The sequence below is a fragment of the Nocardia sp. JCM 38205 genome (assembly GCF_058222935.1).
The window spans coordinates 519,966-536,450 of record NZ_JBYHFL010000002.1 but is presented as its reverse complement, the minus strand read 5'-3'; the positions used below and the strand labels follow the sequence as shown (position 1 = coordinate 536,450).

Annotated in this window: 19 protein-coding genes and 1 tRNA gene; 5 read left to right on the top strand and 15 right to left on the bottom strand. The window is 68.8% G+C overall.

Annotated elements, in window-relative coordinates; translation table 11 throughout:
• Window positions 1-377: 377 nt before the first annotated feature.
• Window positions 378-1,625 (bottom strand): pyridoxal phosphate-dependent aminotransferase, encoded by a 1,248-nt coding sequence (locus AC4HOU_RS09255; RefSeq protein WP_163816077.1) that lies wholly within the window; start codon window positions 1,623-1,625, stop codon window positions 378-380.
• A gap of 97 nt (window positions 1,626-1,722) precedes the next feature.
• Here AC4HOU_RS09255 and AC4HOU_RS09250 point away from each other — a divergent pair, with 97 nt between their 5' ends.
• Window positions 1,723-2,418, top strand: a complete 696-nt coding sequence (locus AC4HOU_RS09250) for a hypothetical protein (RefSeq protein ID WP_194990582.1) — start codon at window positions 1,723-1,725, stop codon at window positions 2,416-2,418.
• Between the two features lie 6 nt (window positions 2,419-2,424).
• Here AC4HOU_RS09250 and AC4HOU_RS09245 read toward each other — a convergent pair whose 3' ends face one another.
• Window positions 2,425-3,801, bottom strand: a complete 1,377-nt coding sequence (locus tag AC4HOU_RS09245) for a helix-turn-helix domain-containing protein (RefSeq protein WP_163816080.1) — start codon at window positions 3,799-3,801, stop codon at window positions 2,425-2,427.
• A 213-nt stretch (window positions 3,802-4,014) separates the two neighbouring features.
• On the opposite strand from AC4HOU_RS09245, the gene AC4HOU_RS09240 reads away from it, so the two are divergent.
• A complete protein-coding gene (locus AC4HOU_RS09240; protein WP_163816082.1) occupies window positions 4,015-4,464 on the top strand; it encodes a hypothetical protein in 450 nt (149 codons plus the stop codon).
• 145 nt (window positions 4,465-4,609) lie between these two features.
• Here AC4HOU_RS09240 and dcd read toward each other — a convergent pair whose 3' ends face one another.
• Window positions 4,610-5,191 carry a dCTP deaminase gene (gene dcd / locus AC4HOU_RS09235; protein ID WP_036541157.1) on the bottom strand — a complete coding sequence of 194 codons (582 nt, stop codon included), beginning with the start codon at window positions 5,189-5,191 and terminating at the stop codon, window positions 4,610-4,612.
• A 75-nt stretch (window positions 5,192-5,266) separates the two neighbouring features.
• Here dcd and AC4HOU_RS09230 point away from each other — a divergent pair, with 75 nt between their 5' ends.
• Complete coding sequence (locus AC4HOU_RS09230; RefSeq protein ID WP_195020235.1) at window positions 5,267-5,647, top strand: VOC family protein; 381 nt, start codon at window positions 5,267-5,269, stop codon at window positions 5,645-5,647.
• A gap of 148 nt (window positions 5,648-5,795) precedes the next feature.
• On the opposite strand, the gene AC4HOU_RS09225 is transcribed toward AC4HOU_RS09230, so the two are convergent.
• The 4 genes from AC4HOU_RS09225 to AC4HOU_RS09210 all read right to left on the bottom strand — a co-directional run bounded on the left by AC4HOU_RS09225 (window position 5,796) and on the right by AC4HOU_RS09210 (window position 8,652).
• Entirely contained in the window at window positions 5,796-7,226 is a 1,431-nt protein-coding gene (locus AC4HOU_RS09225) for an amidase (RefSeq protein WP_163816086.1), read from the bottom strand.
• Between the two features lie 100 nt (window positions 7,227-7,326).
• On the bottom strand, window positions 7,327-7,896 hold the full coding sequence (locus tag AC4HOU_RS09220; protein WP_195020236.1) for a hypothetical protein: 570 nt from the start codon (window positions 7,894-7,896) through the stop codon (window positions 7,327-7,329).
• Window positions 7,893-8,462: a TetR/AcrR family transcriptional regulator gene (locus AC4HOU_RS09215; protein WP_163816090.1), complete on the bottom strand. Its 570-nt coding sequence runs from the start codon at window positions 8,460-8,462 to the stop codon at window positions 7,893-7,895. Before AC4HOU_RS09215 ends, AC4HOU_RS09220 begins: the two co-directional genes overlap by 4 nt.
• Window positions 8,463-8,581: 119 nt before the next feature.
• A tRNA-Gly gene (locus AC4HOU_RS09210) sits at window positions 8,582-8,652 on the bottom strand.
• A 353-nt stretch (window positions 8,653-9,005) separates the two neighbouring features.
• Here AC4HOU_RS09210 and AC4HOU_RS09205 point away from each other — a divergent pair.
• Window positions 9,006-9,212 (top strand): hypothetical protein, encoded by a 207-nt coding sequence (locus tag AC4HOU_RS09205; RefSeq protein ID WP_195020237.1) that lies wholly within the window; start codon window positions 9,006-9,008, stop codon window positions 9,210-9,212.
• Between the two features lie 15 nt (window positions 9,213-9,227).
• On the opposite strand, the gene AC4HOU_RS09200 is transcribed toward AC4HOU_RS09205, so the two are convergent.
• The gene (locus AC4HOU_RS09200; RefSeq protein WP_195020238.1) at window positions 9,228-9,578 is read right to left on the bottom strand and encodes a DoxX family protein; all 351 of its coding nucleotides are present in this window, start codon (window positions 9,576-9,578) and stop codon (window positions 9,228-9,230) included.
• Window positions 9,579-9,587: 9 nt separating this feature from the next.
• Between AC4HOU_RS09200 and AC4HOU_RS09195 the strand changes: the two genes are divergently transcribed.
• Window positions 9,588-10,307: a helix-turn-helix domain-containing protein gene (locus tag AC4HOU_RS09195; RefSeq protein ID WP_195020877.1), complete on the top strand. Its 720-nt coding sequence runs from the start codon at window positions 9,588-9,590 to the stop codon at window positions 10,305-10,307.
• A 12-nt stretch (window positions 10,308-10,319) separates the two neighbouring features.
• On the opposite strand, the gene AC4HOU_RS09190 is transcribed toward AC4HOU_RS09195, so the two are convergent.
• From AC4HOU_RS09190 to sfnG, 7 genes are all read right to left on the bottom strand, one after another.
• Entirely contained in the window at window positions 10,320-11,324 is a 1,005-nt protein-coding gene (locus AC4HOU_RS09190) for a DUF8176 domain-containing protein (protein WP_195020239.1), read from the bottom strand.
• Complete coding sequence (locus AC4HOU_RS09185; RefSeq protein ID WP_195020240.1) at window positions 11,321-12,541, bottom strand: hypothetical protein; 1,221 nt, start codon at window positions 12,539-12,541, stop codon at window positions 11,321-11,323. The genes AC4HOU_RS09190 and AC4HOU_RS09185 overlap by 4 nt, the downstream gene beginning before the upstream one ends.
• Window positions 12,538-12,861 carry a hypothetical protein gene (locus AC4HOU_RS09180; RefSeq protein ID WP_163816100.1) on the bottom strand — a complete coding sequence of 108 codons (324 nt, stop codon included), beginning with the start codon at window positions 12,859-12,861 and terminating at the stop codon, window positions 12,538-12,540. The genes AC4HOU_RS09185 and AC4HOU_RS09180 overlap by 4 nt, the downstream gene beginning before the upstream one ends.
• Window positions 12,862-13,023: 162 nt before the next feature.
• Window positions 13,024-13,521: a flavin reductase family protein gene (locus AC4HOU_RS09175; protein WP_163816103.1), complete on the bottom strand. Its 498-nt coding sequence runs from the start codon at window positions 13,519-13,521 to the stop codon at window positions 13,024-13,026.
• The gene (locus AC4HOU_RS09170; RefSeq protein ID WP_195020241.1) at window positions 13,514-14,023 is read right to left on the bottom strand and encodes an NAD(P)H-dependent oxidoreductase; all 510 of its coding nucleotides are present in this window, start codon (window positions 14,021-14,023) and stop codon (window positions 13,514-13,516) included. The genes AC4HOU_RS09175 and AC4HOU_RS09170 overlap by 8 nt, the downstream gene beginning before the upstream one ends.
• Window positions 14,024-14,040: 17 nt before the next feature.
• Window positions 14,041-15,345 carry an acyl-CoA dehydrogenase family protein gene (locus AC4HOU_RS09165; RefSeq protein WP_195020242.1) on the bottom strand — a complete coding sequence of 435 codons (1,305 nt, stop codon included), beginning with the start codon at window positions 15,343-15,345 and terminating at the stop codon, window positions 14,041-14,043.
• Window positions 15,342-16,457 carry a dimethylsulfone monooxygenase SfnG gene (sfnG, locus tag AC4HOU_RS09160; protein ID WP_195020243.1) on the bottom strand — a complete coding sequence of 372 codons (1,116 nt, stop codon included), beginning with the start codon at window positions 16,455-16,457 and terminating at the stop codon, window positions 15,342-15,344. Before sfnG ends, AC4HOU_RS09165 begins: the two co-directional genes overlap by 4 nt.
• Window positions 16,458-16,485 lie beyond the last annotated feature (28 nt).

Genomic DNA, 16,485 nt, shown 5'->3' with positions numbered 1-16,485 from the left:
AACTGATCTCGCAAGATCCGGGTAACTCACCGGGTACGGGCTAACTCGCCTTTATGCAATACCGCCGGCCGCCAACGCAAAGAACCCCGCGTCTAAGTCTGGCCAAAAAAACGCGGAGAGGCGGGCAAGCCGGCGGAGAGCAGGGGGATGTCTCCGCCGGCCGCAGGGTGGCGCCCAGGGGGGTAGGCAGCCTGACCCACAAGGTCGGCTTGTCCAGGGGGGGTAGACAACCCGACCGGGCGCTCGAAAGCGCCGATGCCTACTGTACACAAAACAACTTGTTTTGCGCTAGTAAGTCTCCAAAAACCGCGATTAGACGAACATGAAGTCTGTTTTCACCGCAGGAAGCAGGGGCTGGTCCCGTTGACGGCAATGCGCTACTGGCGGTAGCTGGACAGGAAGTTGCCGAAGCGTTCGATGGCGACGGCCAGGTCACGGGCCCACGGCAAGGTGACGATCCGCAGGTGGTCGTGGTTGGGCCAGTTGAACCCGGTGCCCTGGACCATCAGGATCTTCTCCTGCAACAGCAGGTCGAGGATGAGCTTGGCGTCGTCGTGGATCTCGTAGACATTCGGGTCCAGCCGCGGGAACGCGTACAGCGCGCCCTTCGGCTTCACGCACGAGACGCCGGGAATCATGTTCAACCGCTCCCAGGCCACATCGCGCTGCTCCAGCAGCCTGCCGCCGGGCAGGATCAGATCCTCGATGCTCTGGTGGCCGCCGAGCGCCACCTGGATGGCGTGCTGCGCGGGCACATTCGGGCACAACCGGGACGAGGCCAGTAGGTCGATGCCCTCGATGAAGCCGGCCGCGTGCTCCTTCGGACCGGTGATCGCCAGCCAACCCGACCGGTAGCCCGCCACCCGGTAGGCCTTGGACAGGCCGTTGAACGTCAGGCAGAGCAGGTCCGGTGCCAGCGTCGCCAGCGAGATGTGCTTGGCGTCGTCGTAGAGGATCTTGTCGTAGATCTCATCGGCGAGCAGCAACAGCTGATGTTTGCGCGCCAGGTCGACCAGCTGCTGCAACACCTCGGTGGAGTACACCGCGCCGGTGGGATTGTTCGGGTTGATCACCAGCAGCGCCTTGGTCTTGTCGGTGATCTTCGATTCGATGTCGGCGATATCGGGCTGCCAGCCGTTGGACTCGTCGCACAGGTAATGCACCGGCGTGCCGCCCGCCAGGCTGGTCATCGCGGTCCACAGCGGATAGTCCGGGGCGGGGATGAGCACCTCGTCGCCGTTGTTCAGCAGCGCCTGCATGGTGATGGTGATCAGCTCGGACACACCATTGCCCAGGTAGACGCTGTCCACGTCGAGCTCGGGGAAACCGGGCACCAGCTCATAGCGGGTGACGATGGCGCGCCGGGCCGACAGGATCCCCTTGGATTCGGAGTAGCCCTGCGCATAGGGCAGGGCGGCGATGATGTCGCGCATGATCACATCGGGGGCCTCGAACCCGAACGGCGCCGGGTTGCCGATGTTGAGCTTGAGGATGCGATGCCCCTCGGCCTCCAGCCGTGCCGCATGCGCGAGTACCGGTCCACGGATCTCGTAGACGACGTCCTGCAGCTTCGTGGATTGCTCCAGAACACGCGGCGGGCGATGCGGATGATGACCAGTGCTCACCGCTCCATGGTGCCATCCTCGGCAATTCTCGCTCCGGGTCCCCGCCTCGCCGTCGCGTAGGGTGACCGGCGTAACTGTGGGCGGAGGAGACCGGGCGTTGGACAGCAGCAACAGCGGGGGCGGCTGGCAGAGTGGGCCGATGGGCCCGGATCACGGCTGGCAGAGTGGGTTCGGGCCGGGGACTCAGCCACCGCCGGGGGCGCCGATGCCGAACCCCGCCTTCGGCGCGCCGCTACCACCTGGACCACCACCCGGCCGTGGGCCCGGTCGCCGTATCGCGTTGATCGGCGTCGCCGTGCTGGTGGCCGCGCTGGTGATCGGCGGCGTCGGAGTCGCGATCGGCGTGACGATCAGCGACTCGGACCCGGTCGAGCAGGCCCGGCCGACGACGACCGCGCGGCCGTCAGCGCAGGATTCCCGCGAGGCGGCCCGGCAGGCGGCGTGCGATTTCACCGCCATCATGACCACCTACGACTACCGCGATCTCGAGTCGTACAAGCGGTCGGTCGACGCCGGCTCGACCGGAACGTTCAAGAGCGATTTCGACAACACCTTCCCCGACCTGAGCAACCTGATGGTCACGATGCAGATGTCGTCGACGAGCTCCGCCAACGAGTGCGTCTATCTCACCGGGAACGGCAAGCGGGCCGAGGTGAGCGTCCATGCCGACTACACCGTGACGAAAGCCTTCGAACCGGCGCCACGGAACGAGCGCCAGTCGTTCACCGTGACGATGGAGCGGGTCGACGGCCGGTGGTTGTGCTCAGGAATGGCTCCCGCCGAACCGAAATAGCGGAGCTCAGCCCGCCGACCCTGCCGCGAGCCCGTTGGCGGCGGTGCTCCCGCAGAACTCCTCGATGCGCTCGTCCAGCGCGGCGGCTTCGGTCGCGCCGTCGAAGGTGGGCGCGGCGAGGCGGCGGCGGACGCCGGTGAGCCGTTCCTCCAGTTGGGCGATGCGTTTGTCCTCGGCGAGGCCGAGCACCGGATGCAGGGCCTCGCTCGCGCCGTCGAGGCTGCCGTTGATCAGGTGCGCGGCCGCCGAATCCACCCGGGCCAGGGCCTCGGCGCCGTAGGAGCGCTGCCATGCCGGGCCGGTGGAGTACAGCTCGATCGCCTGCTCGGTCGCCGCGAGGGCGGGCTCGGCCATGCCGAGATGGATGTAGGTGGCGCCCGCGTAGTACTGCGCCTTCGCGTCCGGGAAACCGAAGACGCCGCCGATGCCATCGTGCAGGGTGTCCGAACCGGAGCCGTCGCGGGCGTCGGTGGCCGCGCGCAGGCAGCGCTCGGTATCGGCGGCACTGCCGATCTTGGACCAGATCCTGGCCTCGATATTGCTCAATCGCACCCGCGCGGTGGCCGAATCGGCGAATTCCAATCCGCTCTGGGCCAGTTCGACCGCTCGGCGTGGACGCTCCGACCAGTACTCGATGAGCGCATGCATGCCCCGGGTCCACGCGCGTAATCCGTTGTGCCCACATAATTCGGCATAGGCCCTGGCGGCGCGGATCTGTTCGGCGGCGGCATCGTAATGGCCGAGATCGGTACTGGCGTTGGCGAGCAACCCGGACAAGCTACCCGCGAGCAGATACAGATGACTGGTATCGGCGGGACGCTGCTGCCCCTCCAGCAAGCGATACACCCGCCGCCGCACCCGCAGCATCTCCACCACCATCGGGACCGGCGGAATATGCACGTAGTCGTTGGCGATTCGGGTGACGTCGGCGTCGAGCTGTTCCAATGTCATCGCGCCGATATTGGTGCTCTCGGCCCGGCTCGCGTGTTCACTGGCCTCGTGGGCAGCCGCCATTATCAGATCCCTCTCCGAAATCGCTGCTAACGCATCGCCTCTCACCGCGCCGGCGTCTATGAGGTCCAAGAGTTCCGCGTCGCTGGAATAACTGCTGTGCGCCGAGTCGCCGGCTCGCGCGTCGAATCGCGGTGTGGCGGGCTGACTGATCAGCTCCGCGAACCGTGCCCGCACCACATCGTCGGACCTGGCCAGGGAGGTATCGAGCGCGGCCTGGTTCACCGGGCGCGGATGAACCCGGCTGCCGCCCGCTTCCCATTTGGATACCAGGCGCTGGTGCACCCCCAAATGGGCGGCAAACTCCCGGATACTCATCCGCATGGCGTCGCGCAGCGCCCGGGTCTCCTTCCCTGACCACTGCCGGACCACGTTGTCTTCCCTTCGAACGAAACGTCCCCCACAGGTTACGAGCAAATTGTGAGCGCTGCCACATGCCTTTTCGACTCGAATAACTGGCAGCGCAAGGGCAGTGGAACGCCGGCGGGTCGGCGCTTGTGGCGCGCCGGGCATTACCGCGAGCCTGGAATCGGTGGCGAATCCGACTCCGACCGGCCCGGCGTCAGCGGGCCAGGGGGCTACGCGATGAACGTGGAAAAACTGAGGACGATCGACGATTGGGCGGCCTTCTACCGGCACGAATTCGGGCTGGTGGTCACCGAACGCGGCGGGTTCGTGATGCTACCGATCACCGCGAGGGCCTGCGTGATTCACCTACCCACCTGGCGCGCGGAGAAGGTCCGTGCGGCACTGGCACAGCAGGGCGTGCGAGTTCCCATGCTGGCCAGGCAGATCCGTTGGAGCTTCCTGGCCACCCCGGACAGCAGGCCAGGCGCGCAGCTCATGGAGGTGCTCAACCGCCTCGACATCGGCATACCCGCTGTCGGCAGTGCCGTCATGCTGCCCACCGGCCTCGGTCGCTGGACCAGAGAAGGCTGCTACTGGGTCGAGCCTCCGGAGCGAGGCCGACGACTGCCGCCGCTGTCGACGATCGTCACAGCCGCGCTTGCGGTGGGTGCGGATCGGCCCGACTAGAGCGGTCGGTCGCGCTCGGTCCCGGCGCATAGACGAGGAAGCTGTGCGCCGGGCCGGGCGGGGGGACAGGATCGGCGCGGGCGCCGGTCCTGATCGATACCGGAAGATGGTGCCGGTGCCGACGTCGGCCCGTTCGCGCCGGGAGCTACCGGTCCAGGCTCGGCAGCGGGAAGTTCAGGTACGCCTTCGACGGCGTCGGGCCCCGCTGACCCTGGTATTTGGAGCCGGTGGCGGCGCTGCCGTAGGGGTTCTCGGCGGGGCTGGTCAGCCGGAACAGGCACAGCTGACCGATCTTCATGCCCGGCCACAGCGTGATCGGCAGGTTCGCCACATTCGACAGCTCCAACGTGATGTGGCCGCTGAACCCGGGATCGATGAACCCCGCGGTGGAATGGGTGAGCAGGCCGAGCCGGCCCAGACTCGACTTACCCTCCAGGCGGCCCGCCAGATCGTCGGGCAGGGTGCACACCTCCAGCGTGGAGCCGAGCACGAACTCACCCGGATGCAGCACGAACGGCTCACCGGGCGCGGGCTCGACCAGACTGGTCAGCTCGTCCTGCCGCTGAGCCGGGTCGATATGGGTGTATCGGGTGTTGTTGAACACCCGGAACATCCCGTCCAGGCGCACGTCGATGCTCGACGGCTGGATCAGGTTTTCCTGGAACGGCTCGAGCCCGAGACGCCCACCGGCGATCTCCGCGCGGATGTCACGATCGGAAAGCAGCACGCGCACGAGCGTAATGGCAGGCCATCGCGGCCCGGTCACCGGGAAGTTGTCGGACCCCTGCGGCATCATCGGCCCATGTCCGATTCCGACGCAGGCAGCCACCGTCATCACGCCATCGACTACATCGAAATCGCCGTCACCGATCTGCCCGCGGCCAAACGCTTCTATACCGAGGCGTTCGGGTGGCAGTTCAACGACTACGGACCCGCATACGCCGGCATCCGAAACCCGGCCGGAGCGGAAAACGCCGAGGTCGGCGGGCTGGCGCTGGCCGAGCAGGTACGTCACGGCGGGCCGCTGGTGCTGCTGTACTCCGACGATCTGGACGGCTCGGTGCGGGCGGTCGAGGCCGCGGGCGGGACCGTCGTCAACGGGCCGTACGAATTCCCGGGCGGTCGGCGATTCCACTTCACCGATCCGAGCGGGAATGAGCTCGGGGTGTGGGCGCAGAAGTAGTTCGGCCAGGACGAGGCGTCGGTTCCGCGCGGGACCGAGCCGGGTACCACCTCGAGCCGAGGCGTAGAACCACACCCGGCCCGCGGCTTCTCCTGATGCCGCGAGGTCCTGTCGTGCGCTTCGGTCGGCGCCGACTCGCCCGGAGCGGCTAGCCGGCGACCCTTTCGCCGGCGCTCTGCACATCGGTGATCCGCGGGAATGGGCTCGCGGCCTCGAACTGGTAGGCCAGATCGAGCAGCGTACGTTCGGCGCCGTGCCGGGCCGACAGCTGGATCGAACCGGGCAGGTTCGCCGACATGCGCCCGTGTGGCAGCGATACCGCGGGCCCGCCGCCGACATTGTTGAGCGGGGTGAACCCGACGTAGTCGACGAGCTTGGCGAACAGCTCGTCGAACGGCAGGTTCGGGGAATGATCGCCGAGCAGCGGCGCCGGATGCGAGAGCACCGGGGTGAGCAGCACGTCGACGTCGGTGAAGTGGGCGTCGTAGATCGCGGGTGCGGTGCGGAGCCTTCGCACCGCGCGCATGACGCTCAGCGGCCGGCTCGTGGCCAGCGCCGACAGGCCCTTGGTGAACGGATCGCGCAAACTCGGATCGAAATGTTTGCGCTGCGCGATCCGGAACGAGGTCGACAGCAAAGCCGCCACCGCCGCCCAGTACAGCTTGAAATCCTCGATGAACTGCTCGTCGACCTGGAGCCGGGTTTCGACCAGCTCATGGCCGAGACCGGCGAAGACGGCAGCCGCTGAGTCGAGGATCGCGCCGGTCTCTTCATGCACGGCCCGACCGCGCACGTCGTGGCGGATCACGCCGATGCGCAACCGCCGCTCGCTCGGGCCCTCCACCAGGCCGATGGGTGGAAGTTTGGTGTTGGTGTGGAAGCGTTCGGCGGCCGCCAGATAATGCGCGGTATCGCGGACCGAGCGGGTCAGCACGCCCTCGGCCACCAGGTGCACCGGTAGCTGCCTGGCGCCGGGCTGGTCCAGCAGCCGGTTGCGGGTGGGTTTCAAGCCGACCAGGCCGTTGGCGGCGGCCGGGATGCGGGTCGAGCCGCCGCCGTCATTGGCGTGCGCGATCGGCACCACACCGGCCGCGACCAGCGCCGCGGATCCGCCCGAGGACGCGCCCGCCGAGTAGTCGGTGTTCCACGGGTTGCGTGTCGGCGGACGGTCGGCGTATTCGGTGCTCGCCGTGAGCCCGAACTCCGGCAGCGTGGACTTGCCGAGCGCGACGAACCCCGGATGCAGGAACTGCGCGCCCGGCCCGCTGGTACGTGCGGCCGGATGCGGATCGAAGGCGGCCGAACCGTGGCAGGTGGGCAGCCCGGCGATATCGGTGTTGTCCTTGACGAAGGCGGGCACCCCGGAGAACACCCCAGAGGCCGGCTGCGCGGCCCGCGCCCGCGCGAAGCATTCGGCCTGAATCGCGTTGAGCTGCGGGTTCACTCGCTGCGCTCGTTCGATCGCGGCCTCGATCACTTCGGCCCGCCCCACCTGCCCGTCGCGGATCGCGGCGGCCAATGCCACCGCGTCCATCTCGCCCAGCGCGTCGTCGGTGAATGCGTGCGTGGTGGTGCTCATGTGCTGGGTGTTCCTTACGTCCGGTGCGTGCGGGGCGATCCGGCTCGAACAGTGGATCGAGAACGCGGTGCCTGCCACTGCTTTCGCAGGATAACGATCCTCATGCCGCCGCGCCGCTCCTCCACGGTTCGCGCAGGTCAGCACCCCCGGCGTCCAGGGGAAGCAGATGCGCCAACAGCAGCTTGATCAGCAATACCGGCGCGAACCAGAGCAGTTCCTGCGGGACGGCGATCAGGCTGGTCACCACGACCACACCGAACGCGGTGGCCGCGAAGGCGATCGGGCGGCGCAGCGCCTCCGGCGTCCCGGTCACGATGACGGCACCGGCCATAGCCACCGTGTAGATGACGACCGCTGCGGCCCACCCGAAACCGGGTGCCACCGCCGCCAGGATGAACGGTTGCAGATGCGCTGCGACGAAGCCCAGGTGATGGATCCACGTCCGGCCAGGGCGGTGATACCAGCGTTTGGCCGAGGTCAGCGCATTCACCACCGCGCCACCGAACAGGTCGAAGGCGATGACGGTGACCACCGCGACCGCGAGCCAGGACCACCCGGCCGTTGCCGCCAGCGCGAATCCTGTTGCCGCCCCGCAGACCGCGGAACCGAAGCCGAGACCGACCTCCGACCGGGTGGCGCCCGGCGCGATCAGCCGATCGATGAGATTCATCGCCGGATTCCTTCCACGCAGATCTGGAGCACCGGGTCGACCAGATCGCGTAGCGATAAGTCGGGGTCGACCAGGGCCTGCACCAGACATCCTTCGATCGCCGCGACAATGACCGCCGCGTGCCGCGCGCCGACCCCCTCCCGTAGTTCCCCCTGCTCGGCGGCCTCGGCCAGCAGTCCTGAGATGGCGGCGCGATAGTCGCGATAGACGCCGACCAGATCGATGGGCGGATTCGCGGCCCACACATCCAGCAGAACCCGCACGTGATCGGGATGGGAGTCCAGCATCTCCATCGCGCCACGCACGAGTCGGGCGAGCCGTTGCAGCGCGGGCCCCTCACCGAGGTGGGCCAGTACCTGCTCGGTCTCGGCCATGTAGCTACCGAAGACGCCGCTGAGCAGTGCATCCCTGCTGTCGAAATACAGGTAGATGGTGCCCTTGGCGATCCCCGCCTCGGCCGCGACATCGTCTATGCGCGAGGCCGCGAACCCCTTGCGGGCAAACACCTTCGCGGCGGCATCAAGGATTTCCTGCCTGCGTGCGGCACGATCGACTACTTTCGGCATAGCCCCATAATGAATGACCAGTCAGTCATAAACAAGCCTCTGCGACCGTCATCGTTCGGCGAGCTTCCTCCGCACAAGCAAAGGCCCCGAGTGACTGATCACTCGGGGCCTTCTCTTTGAGCCGATGACGGGAATCGAACCCGCGCTGTCTGCTTGGGAAGCAGAAGTTCTACCATTGAACTACATCGGCCTACGCGTTCGCGCGTCCGCGAGCTTATCAGACCGGGCGCTGCGCTGGTCAATTCTGGTGGGCCCGCGTGGGGCTCATTCACCGCCGTCACTACGTCGTCCGGTGCGGAATACTGTCGGCGTTCGCCTCGGCCGCGGGGACGCCGTCACGTGCGGCGTCACGGCTCTTGATCGATGGGGTCGCGTGGGTCGATCCCCGTCGCGCTCGGGGGTGCACCCGCGCGCTGTTTCGGTTCGCGCCTGGACGCCTCCTCCGCCCGCACGTCGGCGCCCGGGAAAGTGACGTCTGGGCGTCGCGGCCGCGGCGGGATAGTTTTCTCACCCGGGGGCACAGCTGAGTGAAAGAGAGACCCCATGCGTAAGACAGCCGCCGCCGTCACCGTGACGGCCGCCCTCCTCGTCCCCGCACAGCTGGCCGGTTCCGGTATCGCCGCCGCCGATCCGGTGCGGCCGGTGAGCACCGGCTCCGCCGAGATGCCACCCTCCTGCGTGGGCAAGATCAATCCGATCGTGTTCTTCCTCCAGTCGCTGTCGGGTACTCAGCCTCGGCACTGTCTCTGATCCGCCGCACGGCGCTCACCCGGCTCCCAGCGCGACATATCCGCCCCACACGAGGTACATGGCGTTGACCGCGACGCCGGCGGCTTCGGCTCGGCGGGCACCGGTCCCGGTGCGCAGGCGGTCGAGCCAGAGCAGCAGGTAGACCGCGAGCATGGCAGCGGCGAGCCAACCGCCGACTGCGCGCCAGGCGGGCACGATGACCATCGCGCCGATCACGATCTCGGCGATGCCCGACACGGCGACAAGCTGTTTCGGCCCTGGCAACCAGGACGGCACCAGGCGCGCGAAGTATGCGGGGGCCAGCAGGTGTGCGAGGCCGCAACCGATGAGGAACAGTCCGAGCAGAGTCGCTGCGATAGCGTGCATGTGGTGAGCATGTCGCCGGACGGCCTGTGGCGGCTTGAACGAAACGATCGCCGCGTCGTGTTCGCCTGCGACGAATCGGCGGCCGTGTTCGCCGATACCGGAACCGCGGCGGTCGGCCGCCATGAACATCCGGCCTGGAAACTTCTGCTTCCGCTCGGCGATGGTCCGGCGGAGGTGGCGCGCACCGGTCGGCTCACCCCGCCCGCGGTCCTGATCCCGCCGCAGTGGCCGCATTCCAGCCGCATCTCCGGCGGCTACATCGGCGTCTTCGTCGACATCCCGCTGCTGCCGCGCGGTGTCGGCCCGATCGCGCTGTCGGCGCTGGACAAGCGCAGGCTCCGTGCTGCGCTGGCGATCCACGACGACCTCGACGGCGTCCCCGACCTCGAAGCGGTGCGCCGGGAGCTCCTGCTGCGCACGGGGCGGGGCGACCACCTCGATCCACGGGTGGCCCTGGCGCTCGAGCAGCTGATGGCGGCGCCCACCCTGGCCGACCTGGCACGGACCGTCGGACTGTCCGCGCCGAGGTTACGTCGCCTGGTCCACGAGCAGGTCGGTGTTCCGCTGGCGCGGCTGCGCCGGTGGCGACGGCTGCGCACCGCCATCGGCGTGCTGCCCGCAGGGTCGGTGGCCGATGCGGCCGCGCACGCGGAGTTCGCGGATCAGGCGCACCTCGCGCGGACCGCGCGGGACATGGTCGGGCGCGCGCCGTCGTCACTGCTGATCTAGCGCCGGATCGCCTCAGCTCGGCGCCTTTTCGATGCGGGTGATGCGGGTGTGGCCGTCCAGGGTGGCGACGGTGATGATCTGGTGGAAGGTGTCGGGGGGCTCGCCGGGGTACTGCTGGACCAGGTCGACGAGGAAGCGCTCGGGAGCCGAATCGGCGAGCGGGGTGATGGTGACGCAGTAGCGGGTGCCGAGCGGGACCTGGGCGATGCCGCGGTCGATGCCCGCGGCATCGGAGACCGCGGCGTCGGCGGTGACGAAATTGCGGGCGCGGTGGCCGTCGCGGGCGACGTAGTAGGCGTGTTCGAAGCCGAAGATCGCGTCGGCGCCGGAACCCGTTCCGCCGGTAGGCGTTCCGGAGACCACGGCTCCGCCGGTGCCGTCGAGCTGCTGCACGCAGCCGTCGGCGGCGTAGGGCGGCGCTTCGGCGGGCGATTCGGGCGGTGCCGACGTGGGCGTGCCCGTGGCGGTCGGCAGCTGGTTGCCGCCGTTGGGCTGCTCGGCCGAGTCGGGTGCTTGTCCGCGGACGTCGGCGGTCACGGTGCGCTTGTCGTCGCCGTCGGTCGAGGTCGAGATGACGACGGCGACAGCTGCGATCCCGATGGCCAGCCCCACACCCATCAGGATGCTCAGCGCGCGGCCGCCGCTGCCACCGTCATCGCTGGTCGAGCGCTTCGCCCGGGGTTGACGTCGGCCGCCACCGATCTTTCCGCTGCGATCGATCAGCGGCGGCAGCAGCGACGGCTCGTGGTCGCGGTAGGCGGCGACGGTCTCCTCGGGGGCGTCGTACTCCGGCTCCTGCTGCCACTGCTCGAGGTCGTCGGCGGCGGGTTGTTCGGTGGCGGCGGGCGGTTCCAGTGGGCCGGTGGGGGTTTCGAGCCAGTCGTCCCAGCTGCCTTCCCGTTGCCCGGGCCCGTCCGGCGGCGCGGCGGCCGCAGGTGGCGGCCTGCGCCTGCGCCCGCGTTTGCGCGGCGGTACCCGCACCATCGGCAGCCCGGGGTCGAACGGGTTGTCGCTCATCGGTCGTCGTCGGCGCCGATCGCGGGTGCGGTGACCATGGTCGGCAGGGCCGCCGGAACGGTCACGCCGAGCTGGCCCGGCCGCGGCTTGCGTTCCTGATCGCCGCCGCCCTGGCCGGTGCCGGGCGGAACGACCATGCCGCCGTGGTGCCCACCCGAAGGCGGCGGTGGTGCGGCGAACGGGCCACCGCCCGCGCCGCCGTCGTCGGACGGCTTGGGCTCGGCCGGAATCGAACGCGGCGGCGCCGGGGGCGGGGCCGCCATCGCGGCACCGGGGGCGGACGGGGCCGTCTCCGGTTTCGGCGCGGGACCGCCACCGAAGTCGAATGCCTTCGGCGGGACCGGGCTCCCCGGAGTGCCGGCGGGTGCGGTCGAGGCGGGGCCGGTCTCGGCGTCGTCGGCTTTGTCCGGGTTGAGGGCCCGCTCGATCGCGGTGCCTGCCTGGGCGCCGACCGTGTCGACCACTTTCAGGCCCACATCGGCGATCCGGTCGATGATCTTCGTGCCGAGTTCCACCCCGGCATCGATGGCGGTGGTGCCGAGCTGCACACCCGCCGCCACGAGCTGCTGCTGCAACTGCAACTGCATCACCAGCGCCGGGTCCATCGGCTGGCCCGGCACGGTGCCCGGCACGGTTGTGGTGGTTCCGGGGATGGTGGTGCCGGGGGTGGTGAGCACACCCTGCGGGGTGGTCATCGTCATCGGACCCATATCGCGCAACCGCTGCCGATGGCCGTCCATTTCGCCCTGGGCGGTGTTCACCACGCCGAGTGCCTCCCGGATGGCTTGGGCGGCACGGTCGATCACGGCGTCGGTTTCCGGGGCGGAGGTGGCGGTGTCCAGGATGGCGCGGGCGTCCCGCCGGAAATCGTCGATGATGACGTCGACCTCGCGGGCGGCGCGGCTGCTGGTGCCGTGCGCGTCCGACAGCAGCGCCGCGTACTGCGGCCCCCGGTCGGCCACCGCGCCGATCTCACTGCGAGTGGTGCGGATGACGGGAACCGCGGTCTCGGCGGCCTGGCCCGACCACGACGATTCCAGCGCGTGCAGACCACGGGTCTGGGTGGATTCGGTGGCGTCGGCGGTGGCCGAGGCGGTGGTCAAGGCGCCGAGCACCTGCTGATCGGGCGCGGGTGCGCCCGAGCCGAGCCCGGAACGCAAGCGCCGCAGCGGTTCGGCCAGCACCGTGACCATGGGCGGATCGGAGATCGGTTTCATGCCTGCTCACCCGCCCGGCCGAGTGCGGTGGCGGCGGTGGCGTCCAGGTCGGCGGCCGCGGCGGCCTGCCCCTGCACCGTCTGCCCGTAGGCGGTGACCAGCGTCGCGGCGGTGGTCAACGCGGTGTGGTCGTCGGCGACGGCCGCGACGAACTCGGTCGCGAAATCGGCGCCGAGCAGCCCGACGCCCGCGGCGATACGAGAGATATCGGTGCCAGGCTCCAATTGGGCCGCCGCACCCGCGAGCTCACCTGCCACCTGATCCGCGACCACCTTGTAGGTGTTCACCGCATCCGGATCGATCCGCACAGTTCGCGCCACTTCGGCCCCCTTCGCTCGTCGTTCGGGTACGACTGGACTGTAGAACAAAAGCCCTGACCCAGCGTCTTCCACGATGGGTTACCCAGCGGGACACCGCAACCCCCACGACCGAAACCGGACGCCCGCGCGTGTCGCGTCCGGTGGACGACAGCGCGTCGAGGCTCAGCCGGCGCGCAACAGCCGGAAGCGGGAGCCGTGGAAGATGAGCGGTTCGCGGTGCGGATGGGTGGCGATGCGGTCGACGCCGAGGATGACGACCTGGTGATCACCCGCAGGGACCTGCGCCTGCACGGTCCCTTCGATCCAGGCCGAGGCACCGTCGATGAACACCGCGTCACCACTGCCGTGATGCAGTTCCAGCCCCTGGAAGCGGTCGGCGGACCGGCTGCCGAGTGCGCGGGCGGCATCCTGCTGTTCGGTACCGAGCAGGCTGAGCCCGAGCTGATCGGCGCCGGTCAGGCGCGGCCAGGTGGTCGAGGTGTTCTGCACGCAGAACGACACCAGCGGCGGATCGAGCGAGACGGGCACGAAGGTCGCCACCGCCAAACCGTGCGGCACCCCGTCGAGCTGCGCGCAGACCGCGACGACACCGCTGGGGAAATTCGCGAACGCGCGGCGCAGTCCGGCGCCGTCGGCGGGTGCGGAGAACAGTTCATCCATGGTTGGCCACTCCTGTTCCGGCCAGCGCCGCGACCGCCGGGCGCCACCGCTCGGCGTAGCCGGCGATGACGCCGTCTTCGCGGAAGGTCTGATCCGACAGATAGAGCCCGGGCAGGGCCGTCGCCCCCAATTCCACCAGCACGGGCTTGAGCAGCAAGTCCGGCGCGAGGGCGTGTGCCGGTCCGGCGCCGAGCATCAGCGGTACGGCGACCACCCCGGCCAATCCGGTGCCGCCGTCGAACTGTTCGAGAAACAGCTTCAGCAGGCCGGTGTAGGTGGCCTTGAAGGTGGGGCTGGCGAATACCACCAGTTCGGAGGCGGCCACCGTCCGTACCGCCGCGCCGACCTGTGGATCGCCCCACGACAGCAGGGCGGGTCCGAACGACACCAGATCCACCACGGCCGGTTCGGATTCCGGTTGCAGGGTTTCGGCGAGCAGCCTCGCCGCGGCCAGGGTGCGCGAGGCCGGTTTCGGATTGCCGACGACCACCGTCACTGCCACTTTCGTCTCCTCACTTCTCAGATCACACCGTGCAGCGGTGGCGGGGTGCCGTGCAGCACCGACCGCCCGATGTGCTGGTACTTCCATCGGACCGGATCGTGCAGGGTATGGGTGCGGGCATTGCGCCAGAAGTGGTGCAGGTTGGCTTCGGCTGCGGCGCTGCGGGTCCCGGAGACCTCGAACAGCGCGGCGGATACGTCGTTCGCCGCGCGATCGGCGACGACCTTCGCGGTGGCGACCGCGATCGAGGCTTCGGCAACGCTGTCCGGCGTCGTGGCACCGGGCGGGTCGTGCCGTGGCCGAGCGCCCGCCGCCTGCGGTCGAGCCCGGTTGTCCTGCGGCAGATCGGCGGTGCGCTGTGGACCCTCTGCCGTGGCGGCGTCGACGGTTGCCGCAGCAGCCGACAATGTGGCCTCCGCCGTCCGCACGGCGACCGCCAGTTCCCCGAAACGCTGGACCAGCAGTGGATCGTCCACGGCCCGGTCCACCGCTGCCTCGAACCACGGCCTCGACTTGGTGCGCACGAATTCCGTTGCCGCGTCGAGCGCTCCGCGGGCGATACCGGTATCGATCGCCGCGTGGAGCAGCTGCGCGAACGCGCCGTAGCCACTGGGCGCGCCGACCGCTGCCGCCCGGGCGACCAGCTGATCGCCGGAGACCAGCACCCCGTCGAATTCGACGGTGCCGCTGCCGGTGGTGCGCTGGCCGATGCCGTGCCAGTCGTCGATGATCCGTACTCCGTCGGTGTCGGCCGGCAGGAAGGCGACGTACTCCCCCGGCGGCAGGCCGGACCGGCTCTCCGGGTCGTCGAGCCTGGTGAGCACCGCGAGGATGTCGGCGAACAGTGACCCGGTGCAGTAGAACTTCGTGCCGTCGATGCGATACCCGGAAGCCGCCGGGCGGACCGTGGTGGAGATATCGGCGACCGTCGAACCCGTGCGCTCGGACTGTGCATTCGCGATCCGGGCGCCGTCCAGCACCGCACCGAAATACCGGCTCCGCTGCTGCGGCGAACCGGCCAACCGCAGCAGGTTCAGGTACACGAAGTGGCTGTGCGGGATCTGCGCGATATTCGGATCGGCCGCGGCGAGTATGCGCAGCACGTCGGCTACCACGCTCGGCGGCAACTGCGCGCCACCGAACTCGGCGGGCACGGTGATGGCGAGCAGTCCAGAGGAGGACAGCTGATCTATTTGCGCATAGGGCAACTCGCGTTCCCGATCCCGCGCCGCCGCGCCGCCGGCGAACTCGTGCGCGAGCCGGATGGCCACCGCGCGGGCCTGCGCGGCCGAGGTGATGCGGGCGGCGCCGACGGCGGTCATCGTCCGGCCGCGACGGGCGTGCGCGCCGCCTCCAGTTCCCGTACCAGCGGCAGCACCTTGGCCCCGAAGTATTCGATCTCCTCCTGGAAGTGCAGGAATCCGCCGAGGATGAGGTCGACGCCGAGATCGCGGTAGGCCACGATCCGTTCGGCTACCTGCTCGGGTGTGCCGATCAGCTGGGTGCGGAATCCGTCGTTGTATTGCACGAGATCCTCGAAGGTGGAGTCGGCCCACATTCCCTTGCCGTCGCGGGTGGCGGCGCCGGCCTGCTGGACCGCATCGCGGAAACCCTGCACCGCGGGTTTGTTCGCCTTCTCGATGATTTCGCGGAGGGTATCGCGGGCTTCTTTCTCGGTGTCGCGGGCGATGATGAACCCGTTGAGGCCGAACTTCACCTCCCGCTGATGCTCGCGGGCGACCGCGCGCAGATCGTCCAGTTGTTCGGTGACGCCGTCGAAATCCTTGCCGTTGGAGAAGTACCAGTCGGCGTAGCGGCCACCATTGCGGCGGGCCGGGGTCGAGTTACCGCCTTGGAACAGTTCGGGATTGGGGCGTTCCGGGGTATTGAGCGGTTTCGGCTTCAGCGTGAAATCACGGATGCGGTAGAAATCGCCGCCGTAGTTCACATTGTCCTCGGTCCAGATCTTGCGGATCACCTCGAGGAATTCTGCGCTGCGCCGGTATCTTTCGTCGTGTTCGAGCCATGGTTCACCGAGCGCGGTGAATTCACCGGCGAACCAACCGGACACCACGTTGATGGCGAATCGGCCGTTGGACAGATGATCCGCGGTCGCGCCGAACTTCGCCAGCACCGCCGGATGCCACAGTCCGGGATGCACCGCCGCGATCACCTTCAGCCGCTCAGTGGCGCCGAGCAGGGCCAAGCTGAACGAGGTGGACTCGTGCTGGAATTCCGCGCCGTAGGAGGCGGTATAGCGCACCTGCGAGAGCGCGTACTCGAAACCATTGTTCTCCGCGGTCTGCGCCAGTTGCTTGTTGTACTCGAAATCCCAGCTGGTGCGCTGCTCGATATCGCTGGTCACCAGGCCACCACTCACATTGGGCACCCAATAGGCGAACCGGATCCGGTCGGCGATCTGCTCGGTGGTCATAGTTGCTCCAAGGTCGGGTTCGTCGGGC